The sequence below is a fragment of the Bacillus sp. BB081 genome, assembly GCF_008368895.1.
GTDB classification, from domain to species: domain Bacteria; phylum Bacillota; class Bacilli; order Bacillales; family Bacillaceae_G; genus Bacillus_A; species Bacillus_A wiedmannii.
This window is the reverse complement of sequence record NZ_QOZX01000021.1, coordinates 60,103-82,524: the sequence shown is the minus strand read 5'-3', so window position 1 is coordinate 82,524 and position 22,422 is coordinate 60,103. Positions and strand designations below refer to the sequence as shown.

Genomic DNA, 22,422 nt, shown 5'->3' with positions numbered 1-22,422 from the left:
AGAATCTCTATAAGGTAACAGAGAAGGAGATTCTAGTATGGTATATTGGTTATTATTACTTGTTACAATTATTTTTGAAGTAGCTGGAACAATTGCGATGAAACTATCAAATGGTTTAACAAAGCTTGTTCCAAGTGTACTTATTTTCGTATTTTATGGAATTTGTTTCAGCGTATTTGCTATCGTTGTCAAAAAAATTCATTTAAGTATTGCTTATGCGATTTGGTCTGGTGTAGGAACATTACTTATTACAATCATTAGCGTGTATTTCTTCAAAGAGCACATTAACTTATTCCAAGCATTTTGTATTCTTTTTATTGTTTTAGGAGTAATTGGGCTTAAGGTTTCATCGGCATCATAAAAGGCTATCTTCCGGTGTGGAAGATAGCCTTTTGTTTGTATTAAAATGCCCAGTTACCTTTACGGAAGATAGGTTCATGTCTTCCGTCAGCTGTAATGCCGTCGATATCAAGCTCAGCTGATCCAATCATGAAGTCGTTATGTGTAATACTATTGTTTGCTCCGTTTTCGGCAAGTTCTTCTTTAGACATTGTTTTTCCGCCAACTAAGTTGAAAGCATAAGCACTTCCGATTGCAAGGTGGCAAGATGCGTTTTCATCAAACAGCGTATTGTAGAATAAAACATTTGTGTTTGAAATTGGTGAATCATGAGGTACTAAAGCTACTTCTCCTAAGAAGTGAGAACCTTCATCTGTTTCTACTAAATGTTTTAAAGCCTCTTCACCAGTTTCAGCTTTATAATCTACGATACGTCCGTTCTCAAATGTTAACGTGAAGTTATCGATAATATTACCTGCAAATGCTAACGGTTTTGTGCTAGATACTTGGCCGTTTACACCTGTTTTAAGTGGCATTGTAAATACTTCTTCAGTTGGAATGTTCGCCATAAATGGTACGTTCTTTTCATTTAAGCTACCAGCACCAGCCCATACATGCTTTTCTGGAAGTTCGATCGTTAAATCTGTTCCAGGAGCTGTATAGTGAAGGGCTTTATAATGCTTTTCGTTTAAATAATCAACTTTTGTATGTAACGTTTCATCGTGTTCTTTCCATGCTTCCACAGGATTTTCTAAATCCGCACGAGTAGCTTTGAAAATAGCATCCCATAGTTTTGCTTCTTGTTCTTCTGGTGCAACGTCAGGGAATACTTTCGCAGCCCATTCTTTCGTAGGAACAGAAATGACACACCAGCTTACTTTATCAGCTTGTACGTAATCACGGTATACTTTCATTGCTTCACCAGCTACTTTATGAGCTGTTGCGATACGCGTTGATTCTACACCTTTTAATAAATCAGGGTTTTCTGAATAAATAGACATAAATGCAGCACCTTCTTTTGCTAATTCTTCACGAGCGTGTGCTTTCCAAGATGGGAACTCAGCGAATGCTTCTTCAGGAGCTAGGTCGAACTTTAAGCGTGTTAACGTCTCATCATTCCAGTCCACATATACGTGTTTTGCACCAGATTTATATGCTTTTTCTGTAACGAGGCGCACAAATTGTACAGCTTCAAGAGGTGCACTAATTGATAATGTTTGTCCTGGTTGAATATTAACACCAACATTGACTGCAAGAGCAGCATATTTCTCTAACGTTTGTTCAAATGACATATGTATAATCTCCTTTAATTTGAAAGATTTCTTACTATATATAATACAAGAAAATTCAAAAAATATATATAAATATAGCGTAAAAAGAGAGCTCAAAATATATTGAGCTCTCATTGTTATTTAATCGAAGAAGCAAATTGTTCTACAGTCGTCGAATTGTGTATGCGAACACGCTTCATTTTTAACAACTCATCGGTTTCACCTTTCGTAATGAACTTTCCAGATTTTGTTGTCGTCGCAAATTGATAATATTTCTTCGTTTCTGCAACAACTTTATCATCCACATGACCGAATGGATAAGCAACTGCAATAACAGGCTTACCTGTTATTTTCTCTAGCTTTTCCTTTGATTCTTTTAATTCTTCTTCATAGTTTGTAATTTTCGGCAAGTCTGCATGTGTTGCAGTATGAGATTGCATAGAGAAAATGCCGGAATCAACCATTTCTTTTATGTCAGATGTAGAAAGTGATCCTTCTACATCAACGTTATCAACAATCATATATTCTGTTGCTGTAGGTTTAAACGTATCGTCTTTTAGTTTTTGTAAAACATGAAATGCATTCATATTATTTTTCATACCGTCATCAAATGTAACAAAGATAGGTTTATTTACTTTATTAATATCGCCCCAACGTTCAAAAGTTAGTAATGTATAGCTGTTGTCCTTTAAATATTTCATTTGGGCTTCAAAATTAGCAGGTGATACGAATAAATCTTTAATGCCTTGTCCATGATAATCATCGATTGCATGGTACATAAGAACGGGAACCTTTTGCTCGAAAGTAATAGTAGATTTTGTGAGTGGAATGTTTTTCCCATCTTCTTTCATTCCTATTGCTTCAATTTGAAACTCACCGCGTTTTCCTTCAAATTCTTTTATGTCAAAAGGAAGTGTAAATTGTTGCTCCTTTTCTTTAGAAGAAAAAGATTTAGCACTTTCCTTCCCATCAGCTGTGCGCCAAATTTTATATTGTACCTCACTTAAAGTATCCTTTATATCTGTCATATGAATAGTAGTGTTTGTAGATTCTTGTGTAATTGGATGATAAGAAATTTTACCTTGTTCTTGTACGGTCACTTCTTGTTTCTTAGTCTCTTGAACATTTTTCTCTTTTTTAGGCTCTTGACTTACATTGCTAGTATTACAACCTGCTAGAATGGCAGACGTACATAAAGCAATTGCTGCGTATTTTCTCATAAAATCACCTTCTATTGTGTATTATGTTGCATACGTATTTAAAATCCCCACCGCTGTAAGAGAGGTGGGGACATACCCTTGTTCATCATATCATTTTAGTAAAGTTTACTTTATCCCGCTATTTGTGGGCAGTAAGACCCCACCTCAGAATTCAGCAAAAGCAAAGAGGTTAGGTGGGGGGAATCAACAGCCCATAAAAGCTCGATTGGTGAGGGCTAATAATCAGTGGGGGTGAACAAAACCCCCACTGATTAAAGTTTTACTTTATAAGAGATATGAATTTTTCCATTGATGTATTAGGCCCTACAAAGTGGCGTTTAATTAAGTACTGTTCGTTTGGCATCCCTTTTGTAATGTGATTACCGTGATCAGTAGTTACTGCGAACTCATAATGTTTTTTTGTTTCTTGAACAGCTAGGTCATTATAAGAACCTACTGGATAGGCGAGAGCGATGACCTTTTTACCAGTAAGGGCTTCGATTTTTTCTTTCGAACTACGTAATTCCTCATCATAATTACTAGAATAAGCCATCATCGTATGATTGGCAGTATGCGATTGAATAGAAAAAATGCCTGAATCCATCATTTGTTTTATCTCATCTGTTGATAGACGATTTGGTTTGTCTATCTCATTTGCAGTAAGAAATTCAGTAGCTGTAGGTTGAAATCTATCATCCTTTAATTTTTGTAAAATATGAAGAGCGTTCATATTATTTTTTCGACCATCATCCATCGTTACAAAAACAGGTTTATTTACACGATTTATATCATTCCAACGTTCAAATGTAAGCATCGTATAACCGTTATCTTTTAAATATTGCATATGTTTTTCGAATTGCTTAGGTGGTACGTATAAACCGTAATCCCCATCACTTGGTCCAGGGTATTTTTCAATTGCATGGTACATTAATACGGGTACACTTTGCTGGAAGGTAATTTTAGATGTTACTAGATTTGTTTCAGTATGATCTTCTTTGATTCCTACTGTTTCAATTTGGAATTCGCCACGTTTTAAATGAAATGATTTTAAATGTAGTGGGAGGGCAAAGTCACGTTCTTTTTCTTGTGAAGTAAAAGTTTGTTTGCTTTCAGGACCATCAGCAGTACGCCAAATATTGTAACGTACTTGTGTGAATGAATCTCTTAAATCCTTTGTATAAAGCGTGGTGTTTTGTGCGTTATATTCATACGGATCCCATGTAATAATCCCTTGTGTTAAAGGCAGTTCAACCGCTTTCGCTTTTTTTTGTTCAACTGTTTGTTTCGCCGTTGCTTCTTTTATTTGTTTATCACTAGTGCTACTAGTGTTACAACCTACGAGAATAGCAGAAGAAAGTAAAGCGATATATGTATATTTTTTCATTCTATCATCCTTCTATTGTGTTTTAATTATCATCACTTATTTCTTGAAATTATCATTCGTATAAGTGACACTAATTCAAATTTTCGATTTTAAAAATTTGAATTATACCCTTGTACATCATATCACTATAGAATATATAGGGGAATACATTTTTGGAATAAATCGGAAATGATAACTTATATTTTTCTGGTGAGGTTTACATAAAAATACATATAGAAGAAAGTAAAAAACTCCACCTAAATTTCCTTTTGGAAAAGGAGAAGTAAGGTGGAGTTTTTTATTAAATAAACAATCCAGCGATTGTTGCAGATAAAATAGAAGCAAGTGTTGATGCAAATAACATTTTCCAACCAAATTTAGAAACGATGCTTCCTTGTTTTTCAGAAAGGGCACGGATTGTACCAACAATCGCACCAATTTGGCTAATACTTGCGAAGCTAATTAAGAATACTGTAACGATTCCGACTGTACGTGGAGATAATGTTGATGCAACATCTTTTAAATCAAGGATTGCTACAAACTCGTTTAATACAATCTTCGTACCCATAATACCACCAGCTGGGATAATATCTTGAGTTGGAATACCCATTAAGAATGCGAATGGAGAAAGTATATAACCGAAAATTTGTTGTAAAGTAACAGCATATCCCATTGCACCTGAAGCTGCGCTAATTACGTAGTTTACAACTTCCATCACACCGATGAAGGCAATCATTAATGCGGCAACGATACCAGCTACTTTTAAACCATCAAGCGCACCGTTAATCATTGCACCGATAAAGCTGTCACCGAATAAAGTTCTATCAAATTTTTGAATCACTTCATCTTCTTTCTTCGTATCAACTGGTGTTAATAGCGAACAAACGATCAAGCTTGAGAATAAGTTTAGCGGAAGAGCTGCTAGTACATATTTCGCATCTAACATCATTACGTATGATGCTGTAACAGAAGCAGAAACGGAACTCATTGCAGAACAACAAATGATAAACATACGGTTTTTGTTAAAATGCTGTAAATCGTTTTTAATAACGATTAACGCTTCACTTGAACCGAAGAATACAGAGTTTACTGCGTGGAATGACTCAACGCGTGGTAAACCAGTAATTTTTGAAATTGCACCGCCGACAACGCGAACGATGAATGGTAAAACACCTAAATAACTAAAGATAGAAAGTAGTGCTGAGAAAAATACGATAATTAATAGTACGTTTAAGAAAAAGACAAAATCTCTTTGAATTCCATTAAAGAGAAAATCGACACCTGTCGTACCAAGTTTAATTAGTTTGTTGAAAACTTTACCAATGAAAATAATGATTTGTTGACCAATCTTTGTGCCAAACATAAACCAACCGATTAAAATTTGAAAACCAATCATAATAGCAATTGCACGGAAGTTGATTTTACTTCTATTGTTTGACAAAGCAAAGCATAGACCTAAAACGACAAGAATACCGATAATGCTCATTACATATTGCATGTAGTTGCCCCTTTCAGAAGTTCGTATAAAGTTTGTACATAAAACGCTCGTTATATTACTAAAAATAAAACAAAGAGGTTTTATGTCATACGTAAGATGTCTGACCTTTTAGAAAAATAAAAATAAAAAAAGACCCATATGGATTCACTTTCATCTATGAGAGAAAGCTAATCAATATGAGTCCTTTTTTGCACATAGGCTAATATTCATTAGTTTTCCCCATAGTCCAGCAATTTAAGGTTGCTGGGTAGAAACTCTCGATCCATATTATCGAATATATATGAGGTAACATCGTCCGTATTAAATTAGTAGTAGCGTAACATTAACAGAGAACTATCGTCAATAGCTTTTTTTCTTCCGATAGAAATAGACCATATAAGTATGATAAAATGTAACGCAGTGTTATGAAAAAGAGAGGTCGGAAAATGAGTACAAAAATGACGCCACCAGTTGAGAAAAATGAGTTTATAGATGTAGTATTTGAAGATTTAACACATGATGGTGCCGGTGTTGCGAAAGTAAAGGGCTATCCTATTTTCGTTAAAAACGGATTACCAGGTGAAGAAGCACAAATTAAAATTATTAAAGTGAAGAAAAACTTCGCATTCGGTCGTTTAATGAAGCTTCATACAGAGAGCCCATATCGTAAAGATGCAGAATGCCCAGTGTACAATCAGTGCGGCGGTTGTCAGCTTCAGCACTTAACATATGAAGGACAATTACAAGCGAAAGAAAAACAAGTACGTGACGTTATGCAGCGCATTGGCGGATTAAGCGATGTTCCTGTGCACCCTGTACTTGGTATGAAGAACCCATGGGTATACCGTAACAAAGCACAAGTACCAATTGGAGAACGTGAAGGTGGACTTGTAGCTGGTTTCTATCGCCAAGGAACACATGACATTATTAATATGGAATCATGTTTAATTCAGGCAGAAGAAAACGATACATTAATCCAGGAAGTAAAACGTATTTGTGAAAAACATGGTATTTCGGCATACAACGAAGAGCGTAATAAAGGAACACTTCGCCATGTAATGGCTCGTTACGGACAAGTAACAGGGGAAATTATGCTTGTCTTCATTACTCGTACAGCAGAATTACCAAACAAAAAAGCAATAATTGAAGAAATTGCTGCGAAATTCCCAGAAGTAAAATCGATTGTTCAAAACGTAAACACGAAACGTACAAACGTAATCTTCGGAGACACAACGACAGTACTGTACGGATCAGAATACATTTATGACTTTATCGGTGACATTAAATTTGCAATTTCAGCACGTTCATTTTATCAAGTAAACCCAGAACAAACGAAAGTGCTATACGATAAAACGTTAGAATACGCAAAACTAGATGGCAACGAAACAGTAATTGATGCCTATTGCGGAATTGGATCAATCTCCTTATTCCTAGCGCAAAAAGCGAAAAAAGTGTACGGCGTTGAAATCGTCCCAGAAGCAATCGAAGACGCAAACCGAAACGCAGCATTAAACAACATGACAAACGCTGAGTTTGGCGTAGGAGAAGCAGAAGTAGTTATTCCAAAATGGTACAAAGAAGGCATAATCGCCGACACAATGGTCGTAGATCCACCGCGTAAAGGTTGTGATGATGCACTACTAAACACAATCATCGACATGAAACCAAAACGCGTCGTATACGTATCATGTAACCCAGCAACATTAGCACGTGACTTAAAAGTACTAGAAGAAGGTGGATATAAAACGCAGGAAGTACAACCTGTTGATATGTTCCCGCATACGACTCATGTGGAGTGTGTAGCTTGGCTTAAGTTGGTATAATAGGAAAGCAGTTGATATAGGAGAATCTATACCATCTGCTTTTTGGTTTACAAAAATACCATTTATAAGCGATTTTAGTTAAAATAAATATTGCTGATTTTCATAAATTATAAATTGAGAGTTTGAAATTGCATTCATATTGAGAGGATTTGAATTTGAAATGATAGATAATTTTTGGAGTGATTTACCACGACCATTTTTCGTACTTGCACCAATGGAAGATGTGACAGACGTTGTTTTCCGTCACGTAGTAAGTGAGGCAGGTCGCCCAGACGTATTCTTCACAGAGTTCACAAACTCGGATAGCTATTGTCATCCAGAAGGTATGAAAAGTGTACGTGGCCGTTTAATTTTTACAGAAGATGAACAACCGATCGTGGCGCATATTTGGGGAGATAATCCTGAATATTTCCGTCAAATGAGTATTGGTATGGCAGAGTTAGGATTTAAAGGCATCGATATTAACATGGGTTGCCCTGTACCGAACGTAGCATCAAGAGGAAAAGGTAGTGGTCTTATTCTACGTCCAGACGTTGCGGCAGAACTTATTCAAGCAGCAAAAGCAGGCGGACTACCTGTCAGCGTAAAAACACGACTGGGCTTTAAAGAGTTAAGCGAATGGGAAGAGTGGTTAACGCATATTTTCAAACAAGATATCGCAAACCTTTCTATTCACTTACGTACAAGAGAAGAAATGAGCCAAGTCGATGCACACTGGGAACTAATTCCGGAAATTAAAAAATTGCGTGATCGTATTGCACCAAATACGCTAATAACAATCAACGGAGACATTCCTGACCGTCAAACTGGACTGGAACTTGCTGAAAAATACGGCATTGATGGTGTTATGATCGGACGAGGTATCTTTAAAAATCCATTTGCTTTCGAAAAAGAGCCAAGAGAGCATAGCAGTAAAGAACATTTAGATCTTTTAAGACTACAACTCGATCTTCAAGATCAATATGCAGAAGTATTACCACGCTCTATCACAGGACTACATCGCTTCTTCAAAATTTATGTAAAAGGCTTCCCTGGAGCTGCTGAACTAAGAAATCAATTGATGAGTACGAAATCAACGAATGAAGTGCGTGCATTGCTTGATAAGTTTGAGGCGAGTGTTAATGTGGTAGAAGGTAGTGAAACAGTGTAACTTTTGAAAGTTACACTGTTTCATTTTAATTAAGGTGAACCGTACCATAAGTAAGTGAGGTATTATATGTAAAAAAGGGTAAGAAAAGAATACAGGAGAAAAGTGAAAATGGTAGGTTGGTCTTGATTTTCAATGATAGTATCATGTTTATTTTATTATGCCTATAATTGGAGGCCATGTGAATGTTAAGTGATCAGGCGAGATATTCTAGGCTCGCGAATATAACAAAAATAATAAATACAAAATTAGAACTACGTGAAGTATTGCAGCGTGTAACAATGGCGATATCAGAGGAGATTGTTAAGTGCAACGCTGTTGGAATCTATTTACCCCAGGAAGATGGAACATTTAGAGGGTTTGCAGGAAAACCAGAGACAATAAATGGCGTAACGCTCGATACTCAGGTAATTGATCCTGAAATAGACTTACTGGCAAAAGAAGTTATTGAAACAAAAAAAACCATTTATATCCCTGATACATCAAAGGATCATCGGCCGGATTCGAGACCAGCTGCTGCGTTCAAAATTAAGTCCTTATTAGCTCTACCTATCTCATTTGGGCAAGAGTTATTTGGTCTGGTTTTTTTATTTGATTATGGAATTCCAATGAACTTAACAAATTCAGAAATTCAAAGTGTTGAAGCTTATGTAAATATGGCTGCGGTCGCAATTCAAAACGCAAATAATTTAACACAAAAGGAAAACCTTATTGCCGAGAAGCAGCTGTTACTAAATGTTACCCGTGATTTATCAATGTGTTCCTCGATACAGGAGAGTTTTGATAAATGTTTTCTTTACTTAGGACAGATTTTAGAGAGTAAAAACATGGCTGCCCACCTTTTAGACCCGCTAGATAAAACAACGATTAAAACAACGAAGTTAAGCAAGGACTGTGATTGGACAGAAGCGGATTGGATGGAGAAAAGCTATGAAGCCAAGATCCAAGAGGTTATTCAAACAAAAAATATAGATAGTAAGGGTCTACTGATGATTCCATTGGTTTCAATGGGAGAAGTATTAGGGATAATCGTCGTTGGCAAAGAGGGAAAAGCTCACAATTATGATAATTCCCAAATGCAACTGGCAAAATCTATCGTTGATGCCACAGCACCTACGTTTTCCAACTTGTTATATATGGATCGACTTGAAAGCATGGTGGAAGAGCGAACGAGAGAACTAGCTGTTGCTAATGAAAAGGTTACAAGTGTGATTGAAAGTATTACGGATGGATTTTTTACTTTGAATAATACATGGGAATTTACGTACGTAAATAAGCATCAATATTTTCCACAAAGAAAAACAGCAAAAGATGTATTAGGCAAGAATATATGGGAGATTTTCCCGAGTAGCATTGACGAAGTTATGTATAAGGAACTTCATCGTGCAATGTCAGAGCGAACTACAGTTTATTTTGAATTTTTTTCTGCCTCTGATGAATATTGGCACGAAGTTATTGCATACCCGTATGATGATGGCATTTGTTGTATTTTTAAAAACATAACGGAAAAAAAGCAATATGAGCAGGAATTGAAAAGGTTATCAAACATAGATTTAATAGGGCAAATGGCAGCGGGTATCAGCCATGAGATTAGAAATCCAATGACAACAGTACGAGGATTTTTGCAGTTATTAAAAGAAGAGCCCACCTATGAGAAACATAATAAGCACTTTAATTTAATGATTGAAGAACTTGACCGTGCCAATTCTATTATTACTGAATTTCTCTCAATAGGTAATACAAAGAAATCAGATTTGCAGATGTTAGATTTAAATGCAATTATCCACGATATTATTCCTTTAATAAAGATAGATACGCATAATCAAAATAAATATATTCAAGTCGATGCAACTGACATCCCGGAACTACTTTTAAATCGTAATGAGATACGGCAATTATTAATGAACCTATACCGTAATGGCTTAGAGGCGATGAGCACAGGGAAAACTCTAACAATTAGCACCTATAAGGAAGGGCGAAATTGTGTGGTGCTTGCAGTGCGGGATCAAGGGAAAGGTATCAGGCCTGAAGTATTAGAGAAACTGGGTACTCCATTTTACACGACCAAAGATAATGGAACTGGATTGGGATTAGGCATATGTTATGCCATTGCTGCCCGTCATAATGCAAAAATAGAAATTCAAACAGGATCGGAAGGCACTATCTTTTTTGTTAAATTTAATTATGAAAATAATTAAAAATAATCTTATTTAGATTAGTTACGGTGAACCGTACCACAAATAAAAAGTAAAACCTAAGTAAACATAATCAATCTATTTCACCTGAATTTTGCGTAACATTTACGTTTGAGTTGCCTACTAAATTAGAGTTGCATAAAAAGAAATGGACTAACCTATATCAGATTAGTCCATTTTTTAGTGTGTTAATTAATAGTAAATCCCCATCCTTTTTTGCTTTATTAATATCACCCTCAAAGGAAGGAGCTATCCCACTACCAACTAAAATACTTTTTACAGTATTTGATTGAAGGCGTTTCTATCGATAGGACCTTTCTTAATTTCTAATACAATAAATTCGTTATTAGAAGTATCTCTTAATAATAAATAAAATCATCCCCACAAGCATTAATCCACCTAAGACTACAAAACCTCCCCCTAAAATGTTAAAGTAGTAACTTAACGACATTCATTTATACATGCTAAAAGCATTAAGATAATCAACATTTCAGGAGGCAAAACAATGGCAATGAGCAACAACGATATATTAAAAAGAGTAAGGTACGCTTTAGATATAAGAGATATAGATATGGTAGAAATCTTTAAACTTGGTGGTATGGAAGTAACGAAAGAAGATGTAGTTGATATGCTTACAAAAATAAAGAGAGCACCTCAGCATGAATCTGAAAATGATGATGTGGCTGAAGATGAGTACGTATTAACATGCGACATGATGATGTTAGAGGCATTTTTCAATGGATTTATTACTTTAAAAAGAGGGAAGCAAGATCCGAAACCTGGACAACCGGCACCTGTACAAAGCAAAGAGAGTGCGAATAATCTTCTTCTAAAGAAAATGAAAATTGCACTATCTTTAACGAGTGAGGATGTACTTGATATATTAGATAGCGTAGGCGTTACGGTAACAAAGGGAGAATTAGGAGCCCTATTAAGAAAGAAAGGTCATAAAAATTACAAAGAGTGCGGCGATAGATACGCAAGGAATTTCATTAAGGGATTAGGTGTAAAGTATAGAGGGTAATGAGTTTGTTAAAGCAGCAAATGATATAATAGGTAGAGTAGGGCGTTTGTATCCTACTCTTTTTTATTTGTAAAAATAATATGCTAGGTGATGAAATGGTACATACATATTTAGGTGAGACGATTAATTTTCATATAACTTATAAAAAGAAAAAGTCGGTGCGTCTTTTTGTAGATTCGTACGGAAATGTGGAAGTGCAGGCCCCAAAGGGAACACCTGTTGAATACTTAGTCCAGTTGCTAGAGGAGAAGTGGGATTGGATCCAGACAACACGTAAGGAAATGCAGGAGCGAGCGCTTGGACCACAGGAAAAGGATTATGATCAAGGAGAGGGCTTTCTGTATTTAGGACATACGTATCCGATACAGATTTCTCAAGATGCAAATATTACGCAAGACAATGCAGTGTTTAAAGAGGATAAGCTACATATTTATGTGAAAGAGCTTAAGGATGAGAAAATACAACAAGCTTTAAAACGATTTTACTATAAGCAGTGTAAGTCATTAGTAGAGAAGAGTATTAAGGTGCATCAAAGTAACTTCAAAACAAAACCGCGTTCTATTCGTATTACAGATAGTAGTCGTACGTGGGGAACGTGTGATTCAAATTTACAGCTAACATTTAATTGGAAACTAGCGATGGCACCTCAGCAAGTAATTGACTATGTAGTTGTTCATGAAATGTGTCATATGGTGCATTTAAATCATGATCGTTCTTTTTGGCGCCTTGTCGGGAAGATAATGCCTGATTATAAGGAAATGGAGAATTGGTTAGCGTTATCTAGTTGGAAGATGACGGTTTAGGAAGGGATATCGATTTTTGTCGGTAAATCGATATTCCTTGTCGAATCGTTGATATATTGTGAGTTATGATAGATATATTCGAAAAATCGTTGATATAATTTCATTTACCACAGAATTGTTCAAAGGCTCGAAAAAAAGGAGATGTCACAAGGGACATCTCCTTTTTTCGAGCATATAGATCATCGCCCAAACTTCACAACAAAATCTCCGTCCACTTTCTTCAGTTCATACCCACGATACCCCTCCGAAAGCAACGCCTGCTGTCCACCAGCATCACTCATCGGAACGCTCTTAACATCGGACCAATCTCTTTCCTTATTCTCACGCAATTCCTTCACAAAAACATACCGCAGACTCCCACCATACTTTTCCTTCAGCGCAGCAATCTCCATCCCTTGCGCAAATTTATCCTTCAAACTCGGAATGTTAAAAGGAGCAACGGTGCAGCAAACGTAATCGTATTTGCTATCTTCTTTTTGTAATTCGTCCATGATGACTGTCGCTAATATTTTTTGCATCCCATTTCCTCGGCTGTTCGGGTGAACATTTGAAATTTCTTGATAGATGACGCGATGTAGTTCGCTTTCTGGTATGCCAATATCAAGTCCTAAATGTTCTTCGTCGATAGGAGGGACGAGTAGGGCACGAAATGCGATGAGTTCGTTTTCGATAAAAGCACCGATCATCATGCCGTTTCCTTCTAGAATGTATTGAAACTCTTCTAGCGAGAGTGGTTGTAAGCGACTTTTATCCTCTAGCGCTTCAACCACAACGTTTTGTAGTGATAAAATTTGATCGATGTGCTCTAGTGATAGTAATGTAACGTCAAATGGATCGTTATTATGTTTTAATGATCCTTTGTATAGCACTGTCATGCGTTAGTCCTCCTTTAGCGTACAACGTCTTGAAAGACGGTTAGTTCTTGTAATGTATCTTCATTTATTTCAATGCCGAGTCCTGGCTTTTCGTTTAAGCGAATAAATGGTACGTCGTAATGTAAGTTTCCGATTTCTTTCGTGAACTTTAATGGACCTGTAAGTTCAACGCTCGTAATGATTTTTTTCGAGAAAGCGACATGGAATCCTGCGGAAGAGGCAACGGATGATTCGACCATGGATCCAACTTGGCATTCAATGCCGGCCATTTCTGCTTGATGAGCGAGTTTTACAGCGGGATATATGCCGCCGCATTTCATTAGTTTTATATTTACTTTATCAGCCGCGTCTAATTTAATGATTTGGCGCATTTCACGAGAACCTTTTAATCCTTCATCGATCATAAGCGGAAGGTCTGTTTTAGAACGAATGTGAGCCATTGCGTCAATATCGTCTGCGACAACAGGCTGTTCAATCCAGTCGATGTTTAAATGACCTAATGAACGAAGTGCCGTTAATGTGTTGGCGCTATTTTTCCATCCTTGGTTTACATCAACGCGAATTGCAATATCATTTCCTACACGTTCACGTACCGCTTCAATTCTTTTTACATCTTCTTTTACATTCGTACCGACTTTCATTTTGAAAGATTGGTAACCTTTTTGAATCATGGAAGCAGCTTCTTCAGCCATGTCTTCAGGTTCGGCGATACTTAAGACGTGAGTGACAGGGAAGTCTTCATGGTAGCGTCCGCCAATTAATTGATATACAGGTTGATTTAGTTTTTTGCCCATTATATCAAAACAAGCAATATCAATCGCGGCCTTCGCAGTAGGAACACCGTAAATTGTATTGTCCATCATATCGTGTATTTTCTCGATATTCATTGGATTTTGCCCAATGAGCGCAGGAGCAAGTGTATGTTTTAAAGTATGGAAAGTACTTTCCCATGATTCGCCTGTAACGTGATCATCAGCGACGCCCTCACCGTATCCGATAATGCCTTCATCTGTTTCCATTTTGACGATAACAGAAGGCATATCAGAATAAGAACCATAACTAATAACAAACGGATCGCGAAGCGGTAAACGAATTGCGTAAAGATGAATAGCTGTAATTTTCATTGGGTAGAGACCCCTTCCTGTTTACAATAGTTTTGTACATTTGATATAGTTGACGTTAAATGGTCGTTAATTAATGATAAGGAGTTAGAGAAATGATGATAAAAATTGCAGTTGTCGGTTCAAAGGAGTTTATGGAGAATCTTTTACCTATTGCTCATAAACTAGAAGAAATAGAGATTGATCCATATATTTATCTTCATCCGGCAGAATCTTCTGAACTATTAAAGCGTTTAAAGCCTTGTGATTCCATCTTTTTCTCAGGTGCTTTACCTTATTATATGGCAAAAGAAATAAGAGAACAATTAGGAATTCCAAGTACGTACTTACAGCAAGACGAGACAACTGTCGCATCTTCCATTCTTTCTGTCATGTATCACCAAGGTATTCAACCACAGCACATTTCAATTGATTTAGTAGACCGCTCATTCATTACAAATGTGTTCCATGATATCGGTATAAAAGAAAGTCCACAAGTGTTAGATTATGAAAATATGCTGTGGAGTAAAGATGAAATAAATAGAGTTATGGATTTTCACATAGCTAAATATGAATCTGGAGAGGCTCATTTAGCTTTAACTAGTATTCACGCTGTCTATGATGAACTTCAAAAAATAGGTATTCCTTCAGAGCGCATGGTAGATCCGAAGCAATCCATTATACATGGGTTAAAAGATGCGAAAATAAAAGCTGAGTTAGCAAAAAGCCATTCAGCTACTGTTGGTGCTTGTATGATTTCTTCTTTAGAATTACGAGAAGGTTTGCTTGAGCAATTAGATGTCATTTCAAAAGAACTACGTGGTTCATTTAAAAAAGTTGATGAAATGACGTTCATTTTGTATACGACTCGTGGTGATATTGAATCAATTATAAAAACAAATATGATAAATCATTTATTTGCGAGTATAGAAGGAACGATAGCTATTGGATTTGGTTACGGAAAAACTGTGAAAGAAGCGGAGCAAAATGCTAAAATCGCTCAAAGTTTCGCGAAGAATAATCCAATAGACCACTGTTTTTATATACTAACAAGTGATAAAGAACTATTTGGTCCGTTCCCGAAAGAACAGAGAGTACAAAGTTTGAAGAATGACAACCCAGAACTCATAAAAATAGCGAAGGAAACGAAACTTAGTCCAGCCAACTTGTCAAAAATTATTCAATTTAGTCAATCACATCCGTCATTGAAGTTTACAGCAGCGGATCTTTCTGAATACTTACAAGTAACTCGGCGATCAACAGAAAGGTTATTAAAGAAACTAGTTGATTATGGGTATGCTCATATTTGCGGCGAGGAAATGCCCTATCAACAAGGGCGCCCTCGCGCAATATATGAAATGAATTTACCGGTATCTTTAAGCTTCTAGTTGAGCCTTTTGTTTTTTTATTAGTTCTGCTTTTTCAATGTCTGATAGTTTTACAATTGTGAAACCAGTTATACCATAAATGATTGAAATAATAGGTACGATGAAATTCAAGATAGCATAAGGAGCATATTCAAATGCACCGACGCCAAGTGTAGCTAGAATAAATACACCGCACGTATTCCAAGGAACGAAGACAGAAGTTAATGTTCCACCATCTTCTAATGCTCTGGATAAATTTTTAGAATGTAGTCCTTTTTCAGTGTATGCATTTGCATACATTCTTGAAGGGACAACAATTGAAATATATTGTTCAGAGCAAGTAAGGTTTGTTGCAAAGCACGAAGCAATAGTAGAAGCGATAAGCCCTTTTGCTGATTTTGCTAACTTTAAAATTTGATTTACAATTGAGCGAAGAATTCCTGTATGTTCTAGTACTCCTCCGAAAGTCATAGCGACAATTGTCATAGATACTGTATTCATCATCGAATCTAAGCCACCGCGGTTAAATAGTTCGTCTACTAGCTTGTTGCCAGTGTCTATAACAAATCCAGCTTGGAGTGCACCGACAGCTGATGAGACAGAACCACCTTGAATAAAGACTTGTGATAGGAAACCTAAAATAATACCTACGAGAATCGCTGGTATAGCTGGGACCTTTTTAGCGACCAATACCATAACGGCTACGGGTATGATTAATAGGAAAGGTGAAATAACAAAGTTTTGTTGTAAGACTTGTAATGTTTGATCGATGCTTTGCGCATCAATATTGTTATCACCGAAGCTTCTTCCTAAGAAAGCATAGACGATAAGAGTAATAATTAAACCTGGAATTGTAGTAAATAACATATGACGAATATGTGCGAATAAATCTGTATTTGTTAATCCTGCGGCTAAGTTTGTTGTGTCTGAAAGCGGTGACATTTTATCGCCGAAATAAGAACCTGAAATAATGGCACCAGCAACCATTGGAGCTGGAATACCCATACTTAGACCAATGCCCATTCCGGCAACACCAATTGTTCCCATTGTAGACCAAGAGCTACCAATCGCTAATGCAACGATAGAACAGATAATGGTAATGGATACTAAAAATAGTGATGGAGTTAAAAGTTTTAAACCGTAATAAATCATTGTTGCGACGATTCCACCGCCAATCCAAGCACCGATTGTTAAGCCAACAAGAATAATAATGACGATAGCGGGTAATGCAAGACGAATTCCTTTATACATTGCTTCTTCAAGATCATTCCATTTGTAACCGTAACGCCAAGCGACAATAGAAGCAACGGTCGTACCGATAATAAGTGGGACGTGAGGGCTTTGTTTTAATAAAACAATTGTAACCATCATAACTGCAACTGTAATGATAATAGGGATTATTGCTACGCCAAAAGGTATTTCTTTTTTCATAAATTGCCTCCTCATTATGTATGTTTGTATTTTTAGAATTGTCGCAAAATAGACGTTATTAAATTATAATAACTAAAAATTGATATGAGCGTCAATAAAAAACAGAAAATAAGGAATGTTCTATCGTTATAAAGTGAGTGGAAATAAGTTGTCGATCGTATTTAAAAATAAACAATTGACTTTTTTCTTAAAATTCAATATGTTCATAAAAACATCTGTTTTTCATAAGTATAATTAACCTGAATGGTTTTGAAATTTGGGAAGGAGAATGTAGCTTTGAAAACATTAGAATTACAAGAGCGGTTAACTGAAATTTTTCAGCATTTACATGAAAACCCTGAAGTGAGTTGGAAAGAGTATGAAACGACAGCGTATATTACTAACTTTTTAAAAGAAGAAGGAATTTCATATAAAATATTTGATGATTGCCCAGGCGTGATTGCTGAAATTGGAAGCGGAAATCCAGTAATTGCAATTCGTGCCGATATGGATGCACTTTGGCAAGAAGTGGACGGAGAGTTTAAAGCGAATCATTCATGTGGTCACGATGCTCATATGACAATTGTGATGGGGCTTATTTTACAATTGAAAAATATGAGATGGGATAGTGGAACGGTTAGATTTATTTTTCAGCCGGCAGAGGAAAAAGGAAATGGTTCTTTAAAGATGGTAGAGAAGGGTGCTGTGGATGATGCTGACTTCTTATTTGGTGTTCATCTAAGACCGATTGAAGAACTACCTTTGAAACAAGCTGCCCCATCTATTCGTCACGGAGCAGCAGGATTTTTAGAAGGAACGATTCATGGAGATGATGCACATGGGGCACGCCCGCATCAAGGGATAAATGCAATTGATGTCATTTCTATGATCAATATCGGTTTAAAAAATATATGGCTACCACCGCAAAGTTCATATTCAGTGAAGATGACAAGGTGCCAGGCTGGTGGAGATAATTTAAATATCATTCCAGGTAACGGGCATTTTAGTTTAGATGTTAGGGCAGAGAGTAATACATTATTAGAAGAATTGAAGAAAAAAATAGAGCATGTAATAGAATCGGCCGCATCGATGGGATCGGAAACTTCATACAAATGGATTGATCTTGCACCAGGAGCTGAAGTTTCAGAAGAAGCTGAGCGCTTTATGCGAAAAGGCATTCTTGAAGTGTACGGGGAAGAGGGGTGCACTGGACCGCTGTATACGACAGGAAGCGATGATTTTCATTACTACACAGTGAAGAGACCACATTTAAAAGCTGTCATGCTTGGACTAGGTGCAAATCTACAACCTGGATTACACCATCCGTATATGAAGTTCGATCATAGTTGTATTATGGATGGAGTAGAAATATTGAAGCAAACTGTATTAAAGGTATTAGAAGACAGGGGCTAGAGAGCTCCTGTTTTCTTGTAGGAATTTGTCGTTAAGTCGATATATTGAAAAAATCGTTGATATATTTTAAGTTACGATAGATATATTCAGAAAATCATTTATATAATTTCACGTACCAGTTAACTTGATGCAAAATGAGTCTCCAGTACATGGTGTATAATAATAAGTACCATTTCTTAATAGGAGAAGACGAATGAACGAACAATATTACGATGCTGTATTACATATAAAAACTGTCGGTGAGCAAAAGGGCTTTAACAAGTCTATGCACTATCACCGTTATGAACCGACGCCATATAGCGGATTAGATGAGCTATTGAATCAATATGAAATAAGAAGTAGCGACCAGATTGTAGACTTTGGATGTGGAAAAGGACGATTAAACTTTTACATGCACCATAAGTGTGGCGCTTCAGCGGTTGGAATTGAAATGAATGAAGAGTTTTATAAAGAAGCAATGGATAATCTTGAACGATATGCACGCAAGGTAAGAAACAGTAAAGATAAAATTGGATTTGAATGTTGTTTAGCGCAGCAATATGAGATTGATCCACGTGATAATCGGTTTTATTTCTTTAATCCATTTTCTGTACAAGTGTTTATGAACGTAGTAAATAACATTTTGCTTTCGGTAGAGGAAATAGAGAGAGAAGTGGATATTATTTTATATTATCCTTCTGAGGACTATATTTTCTTCTTAGAAAATCAGACTGCGTTTGAATTAAAGAGGGAAGTTAGATTGCCAGGTGCTTATGAGAAGAATGGGAATGAGAGGTTTTTAGTGTATAGATTGGAGTGTTAATGTATGGGTGCTTGGGGAGTAGCAATATTATCAGACGATATCTTTAATATGCTGGAAGGAATTTGACGATCATATAATGTAATAAAAAAAGACACGCTCCCAATTGGGAGCGCGTCTTTTACTCACGTCTATAAATTAGTTACGGATTAAGTAATCAAATGCACCTAAAGCTGCGTTTGCACCTGAACCCATAGAGATGATGATTTGTTTGTACGGATTATTTGTACAGTCACCTGCAGCAAACACTCCTGGTACGTTCGTAGCTCCGTGCTTGTCTGTTACGATTTCACCGCGAGCGCGTTCAACTGTTTCGCCTAACCAGTCTGTGTTTGGCACAAGACCGATTTGTACGAATACACCTTGTAATTCAACGTGATGAACTTCTTCAGTTTCACGATCGATGTAAGAAATACCGTTTACTTTATCAGTACCAGTGATTTCTTTCGTTTGAACGTTTTTCAGAACAGTTACGTTTGGTAAGCTGTTAAGACGCTCTTGTAATACAGCATCAGCTTTTAATTCTGGCATGAATTCAAGAACAGTTACGTGCTTAACGATACCTGCTAAGTCGATAGCTGCTTCAATACCAGAGTTACCTCCGCCGATAACTGCTACGTCTTTTCCGATGAATAATGGACCGTCACAGTGTGGGCAGTATGCTACACCTTTATTTTTGAACTCAGCTTCACCTGGTACGCCAACGTTACGCCAGCGAGCACCTGTTGAAACGATTACGCTCTTACTTTTCAGAATAGCGCCGTTTTCAAGTTCCACTTCAATAAGTTCTTTTTTCTCTAAACGTTTTGCACGTTGTAGATTCATTACATCGATGTCGTATTCTTTTACGTGCTCTTCAAGACTTGCTACTAGCTTAGGACCTTCAGTACGTTTTACGCTGATGAAGTTCTCAATACCCATAGTATCCATTACTTGACCACCGAAGCGCTCAGCAACGATACCAGTGCGGATGCCTTTACGTGCTGCATAAATTGCTGCACTTGCACCAGCAGGGCCGCCACCAACAACAAGAACATCGTATGGATCTTTATCAGAAAGCTCTGATGCATCTGGACCGTTACCCATTTTAGCTAAAATTTCTTCAAGTGTCATACGACCGCTTCCGAAAGATTCGCCGTTTAGGAAAACTGTTGGTACTGCCATGATGTCTTTGCTTTCTACTTCCTCTTTGAATGCAGCGCCATCAATCATAGTATGTGTAATACCAGAGTTTAGAACGCTCATTACGTTAAGAGCTTGTACAACATCAGGACAGTTATGACAACTTAGGCTGATATAAGATTCAAAATGATATTCGCCTTGAATGTTTTTAATTTGATCGATTAATTTTTGTTCAACTTTTGGAGCGCGTCCACTTACTTGTAGTAAAGCTAACACTAATGAAGTAAATTCGTGTCCTAATGGAATACCAGCGAATACGACACCAGTGTCTTCATCAGGGCGATTTACGCTAAAGCTTGGTGTTCTCTCTAATTCAACTTTTTCTACTGTAATCTTAGATGACATAGTAGCTAATTCGTCTACTAGAGCTAACATATCTTTAGATACGTCGTCGTCTCCAGCGCTTACTTTAAGTAAAATATCGTTCTCCATTAACTGAAGGTATTGGGATAGTTGTGTTTTTATATCTGCATCTAGTATCATTTTGATCGAACTCCTTAGATTTTGCCTACAAGGTCAAGGCTTGGTTTAAGTGTTGCAGAACCCTCTTGCCATTTAGCTGGGCAAACTTCACCTGGGTTGTTACGTACGTATTGAGCTGCTTTAATTTTGTTAACAAGAATGCTTGCGTCACGGCCGATACCGTCAGCATTGATTTCCATAGATTGGATAACGCCGTCTGGATCGATGATGAATGTACCACGAGCAGCAAGACCTTCTTCTTCCATTAAAACGTTGAAGTTTGTAGTGATTGTGCGAGTTGGGTCACCAATCATAATGTATTCGATTTTGCCGATAGTTTCTGAGCTATCATGCCATGCTTTGTGAGTGAAGTGAGTGTCTGTAGATACAGAGTATACTTCAACGCCTAAGTCTTTAAGAGTTGCATATTGGTTTTGTAAGTCTTCAAGTTCAGTTGGGCAAACGAATGTGAAGTCAGCTGGGTAGAAACAAACTACACTCCATTTTCCTTTTAAACTTTCGTCAGTAACTTGGATAAATTCTCCATTATGGTAAGCATTAGCTTTAAACGGTTTTACTTCTGTGCCGATTAATAACATATTAAAATTCCTCCTAAATGTTGGTTTTGAGCATCAAAAAATAGTGTGCTCATAAAATATATTTTTTAATTAACTATAATAATTCTAATTCGATATTAATTATCATATAGAAGTGGTTATTTTGTCAAGTGAATAAACCAACTTTATATCAATTTAATTAATATTTATTCTCAATTAAGGTTGTTAGAGAATTAAAAGGTAGTTTTCATGTAATCGATTTTCAACGAGTATGTAAAAGAGTAGTGCGTATGTTAGAGACATGGTGTAAGTATAAATTGTTAGGAAGGGAATATTTCTTAGAAGTTGTGGATTTGAAAAGGATTGCTTATTTCTATTTTACAAAGAATTGTGCGATAAATAAAATAAAATGAATTAGAATCTTTTTGAACAATTTTTGTCATCTCAAATATATAATTAGGAAGTATATTGCAATGATATAGAAACATTGACTCAAGGTGCTAACAAGATATAATAAAACCTAGATATACCTTTCAAAAAGAAGAAGATATAATATAGGATGAAAAAATTTCACCCTATTATTTTTTACGACCTTTAGAAAACGCTTACAATTAGT

The 22,422-nt window shown here is 36.5% G+C and carries 18 protein-coding genes and 1 riboswitch; of the genes, 9 read left to right on the top strand and 9 right to left on the bottom strand.

The genetic code is table 11. From position 1 onward, the window contains the following. Positions 1-37: 37 nt before the first annotated feature. Entirely contained in the window at positions 38-361 is a 324-nt protein-coding gene (locus tag DN394_RS12200) for a DMT family transporter (protein ID WP_000263259.1), read from the top strand. A 40-nt stretch (positions 362-401) separates the two neighbouring features. On the opposite strand, the gene DN394_RS12195 is transcribed toward DN394_RS12200, so the two are convergent. From DN394_RS12195 to DN394_RS12180, 4 genes are all read right to left on the bottom strand, one after another. Continuing rightward, on the bottom strand, positions 402-1,631 hold the full coding sequence (locus DN394_RS12195; RefSeq protein ID WP_149293831.1) for an aminopeptidase: 1,230 nt from the start codon (positions 1,629-1,631) through the stop codon (positions 402-404). 116 nt (positions 1,632-1,747) lie between these two features. Beyond that, on the bottom strand, positions 1,748-2,830 hold the full coding sequence (locus DN394_RS12190) for a polysaccharide deacetylase family protein (RefSeq protein WP_149293830.1): 1,083 nt from the start codon (positions 2,828-2,830) through the stop codon (positions 1,748-1,750). Positions 2,831-3,089: 259 nt separating this feature from the next. Continuing rightward, positions 3,090-4,193 (bottom strand): polysaccharide deacetylase family protein, encoded by a 1,104-nt coding sequence (locus DN394_RS12185; RefSeq protein ID WP_149293829.1) that lies wholly within the window; start codon positions 4,191-4,193, stop codon positions 3,090-3,092. Between the two features lie 280 nt (positions 4,194-4,473). After that, positions 4,474-5,670: a NupC/NupG family nucleoside CNT transporter gene (locus DN394_RS12180; RefSeq protein WP_001200509.1), complete on the bottom strand. Its 1,197-nt coding sequence runs from the start codon at positions 5,668-5,670 to the stop codon at positions 4,474-4,476. Between the two features lie 202 nt (positions 5,671-5,872). Beyond that, positions 5,873-5,974, bottom strand: a riboswitch (purine riboswitch). A gap of 121 nt (positions 5,975-6,095) precedes the next feature. On the opposite strand from DN394_RS12180, the gene rlmD reads away from it, so the two are divergent. From rlmD to DN394_RS12150, 5 genes are all read left to right on the top strand, one after another. Further along, a complete protein-coding gene (rlmD, locus tag DN394_RS12175; RefSeq protein ID WP_000105045.1) occupies positions 6,096-7,472 on the top strand; it encodes a 23S rRNA (uracil(1939)-C(5))-methyltransferase RlmD in 1,377 nt (458 codons plus the stop codon). 160 nt (positions 7,473-7,632) lie between these two features. After that, a complete protein-coding gene (locus DN394_RS12170) occupies positions 7,633-8,622 on the top strand; it encodes a tRNA dihydrouridine synthase (protein WP_097917483.1) in 990 nt (329 codons plus the stop codon). 182 nt (positions 8,623-8,804) lie between these two features. Next, positions 8,805-10,817 carry a GAF domain-containing sensor histidine kinase gene (locus DN394_RS12165; RefSeq protein WP_097917482.1) on the top strand — a complete coding sequence of 671 codons (2,013 nt, stop codon included), beginning with the start codon at positions 8,805-8,807 and terminating at the stop codon, positions 10,815-10,817. 502 nt (positions 10,818-11,319) lie between these two features. Beyond that, positions 11,320-11,838: a YehS family protein gene (locus DN394_RS12155; RefSeq protein WP_149293828.1), complete on the top strand. Its 519-nt coding sequence runs from the start codon at positions 11,320-11,322 to the stop codon at positions 11,836-11,838. A gap of 95 nt (positions 11,839-11,933) precedes the next feature. Then, positions 11,934-12,641: a M48 family metallopeptidase gene (locus tag DN394_RS12150; protein ID WP_098849286.1), complete on the top strand. Its 708-nt coding sequence runs from the start codon at positions 11,934-11,936 to the stop codon at positions 12,639-12,641. A 179-nt stretch (positions 12,642-12,820) separates the two neighbouring features. On the opposite strand, the gene DN394_RS12145 is transcribed toward DN394_RS12150, so the two are convergent. Together DN394_RS12145 and DN394_RS12140 are read right to left on the bottom strand one after the other, a co-directional pair. Then, positions 12,821-13,516 (bottom strand): GNAT family N-acetyltransferase, encoded by a 696-nt coding sequence (locus DN394_RS12145; RefSeq protein WP_149293827.1) that lies wholly within the window; start codon positions 13,514-13,516, stop codon positions 12,821-12,823. Between the two features lie 14 nt (positions 13,517-13,530). Beyond that, positions 13,531-14,640 carry a mandelate racemase/muconate lactonizing enzyme family protein gene (locus tag DN394_RS12140; protein ID WP_149293826.1) on the bottom strand — a complete coding sequence of 370 codons (1,110 nt, stop codon included), beginning with the start codon at positions 14,638-14,640 and terminating at the stop codon, positions 13,531-13,533. A 92-nt stretch (positions 14,641-14,732) separates the two neighbouring features. On the opposite strand from DN394_RS12140, the gene DN394_RS12135 reads away from it, so the two are divergent. Beyond that, on the top strand, positions 14,733-16,004 hold the full coding sequence (locus tag DN394_RS12135; protein ID WP_149293825.1) for a transcriptional regulator: 1,272 nt from the start codon (positions 14,733-14,735) through the stop codon (positions 16,002-16,004). On the opposite strand, the gene nhaC is transcribed toward DN394_RS12135, so the two are convergent. Beyond that, positions 15,993-17,414: a Na+/H+ antiporter NhaC gene (gene nhaC, locus DN394_RS12130; protein WP_048567181.1), complete on the bottom strand. Its 1,422-nt coding sequence runs from the start codon at positions 17,412-17,414 to the stop codon at positions 15,993-15,995. The genes DN394_RS12135 and nhaC overlap by 12 nt on opposite strands. A gap of 276 nt (positions 17,415-17,690) precedes the next feature. Here nhaC and DN394_RS12125 point away from each other — a divergent pair, with 276 nt between their 5' ends. Continuing rightward, on the top strand, positions 17,691-18,806 hold the full coding sequence (locus tag DN394_RS12125; RefSeq protein WP_097917476.1) for a M20 peptidase aminoacylase family protein: 1,116 nt from the start codon (positions 17,691-17,693) through the stop codon (positions 18,804-18,806). Positions 18,807-18,999: 193 nt separating this feature from the next. Continuing rightward, entirely contained in the window at positions 19,000-19,608 is a 609-nt protein-coding gene (locus DN394_RS12120) for an SAM-dependent methyltransferase (protein WP_060486886.1), read from the top strand. A 135-nt stretch (positions 19,609-19,743) separates the two neighbouring features. Here DN394_RS12120 and ahpF read toward each other — a convergent pair whose 3' ends face one another. After that, positions 19,744-21,270, bottom strand: a complete 1,527-nt coding sequence (gene ahpF / locus DN394_RS12115; RefSeq protein ID WP_097917475.1) for an alkyl hydroperoxide reductase subunit F — start codon at positions 21,268-21,270, stop codon at positions 19,744-19,746. 14 nt (positions 21,271-21,284) lie between these two features. Next, entirely contained in the window at positions 21,285-21,848 is a 564-nt protein-coding gene (gene ahpC, locus DN394_RS12110; RefSeq protein ID WP_000924420.1) for an alkyl hydroperoxide reductase subunit C, read from the bottom strand. Positions 21,849-22,422 lie beyond the last annotated feature (574 nt).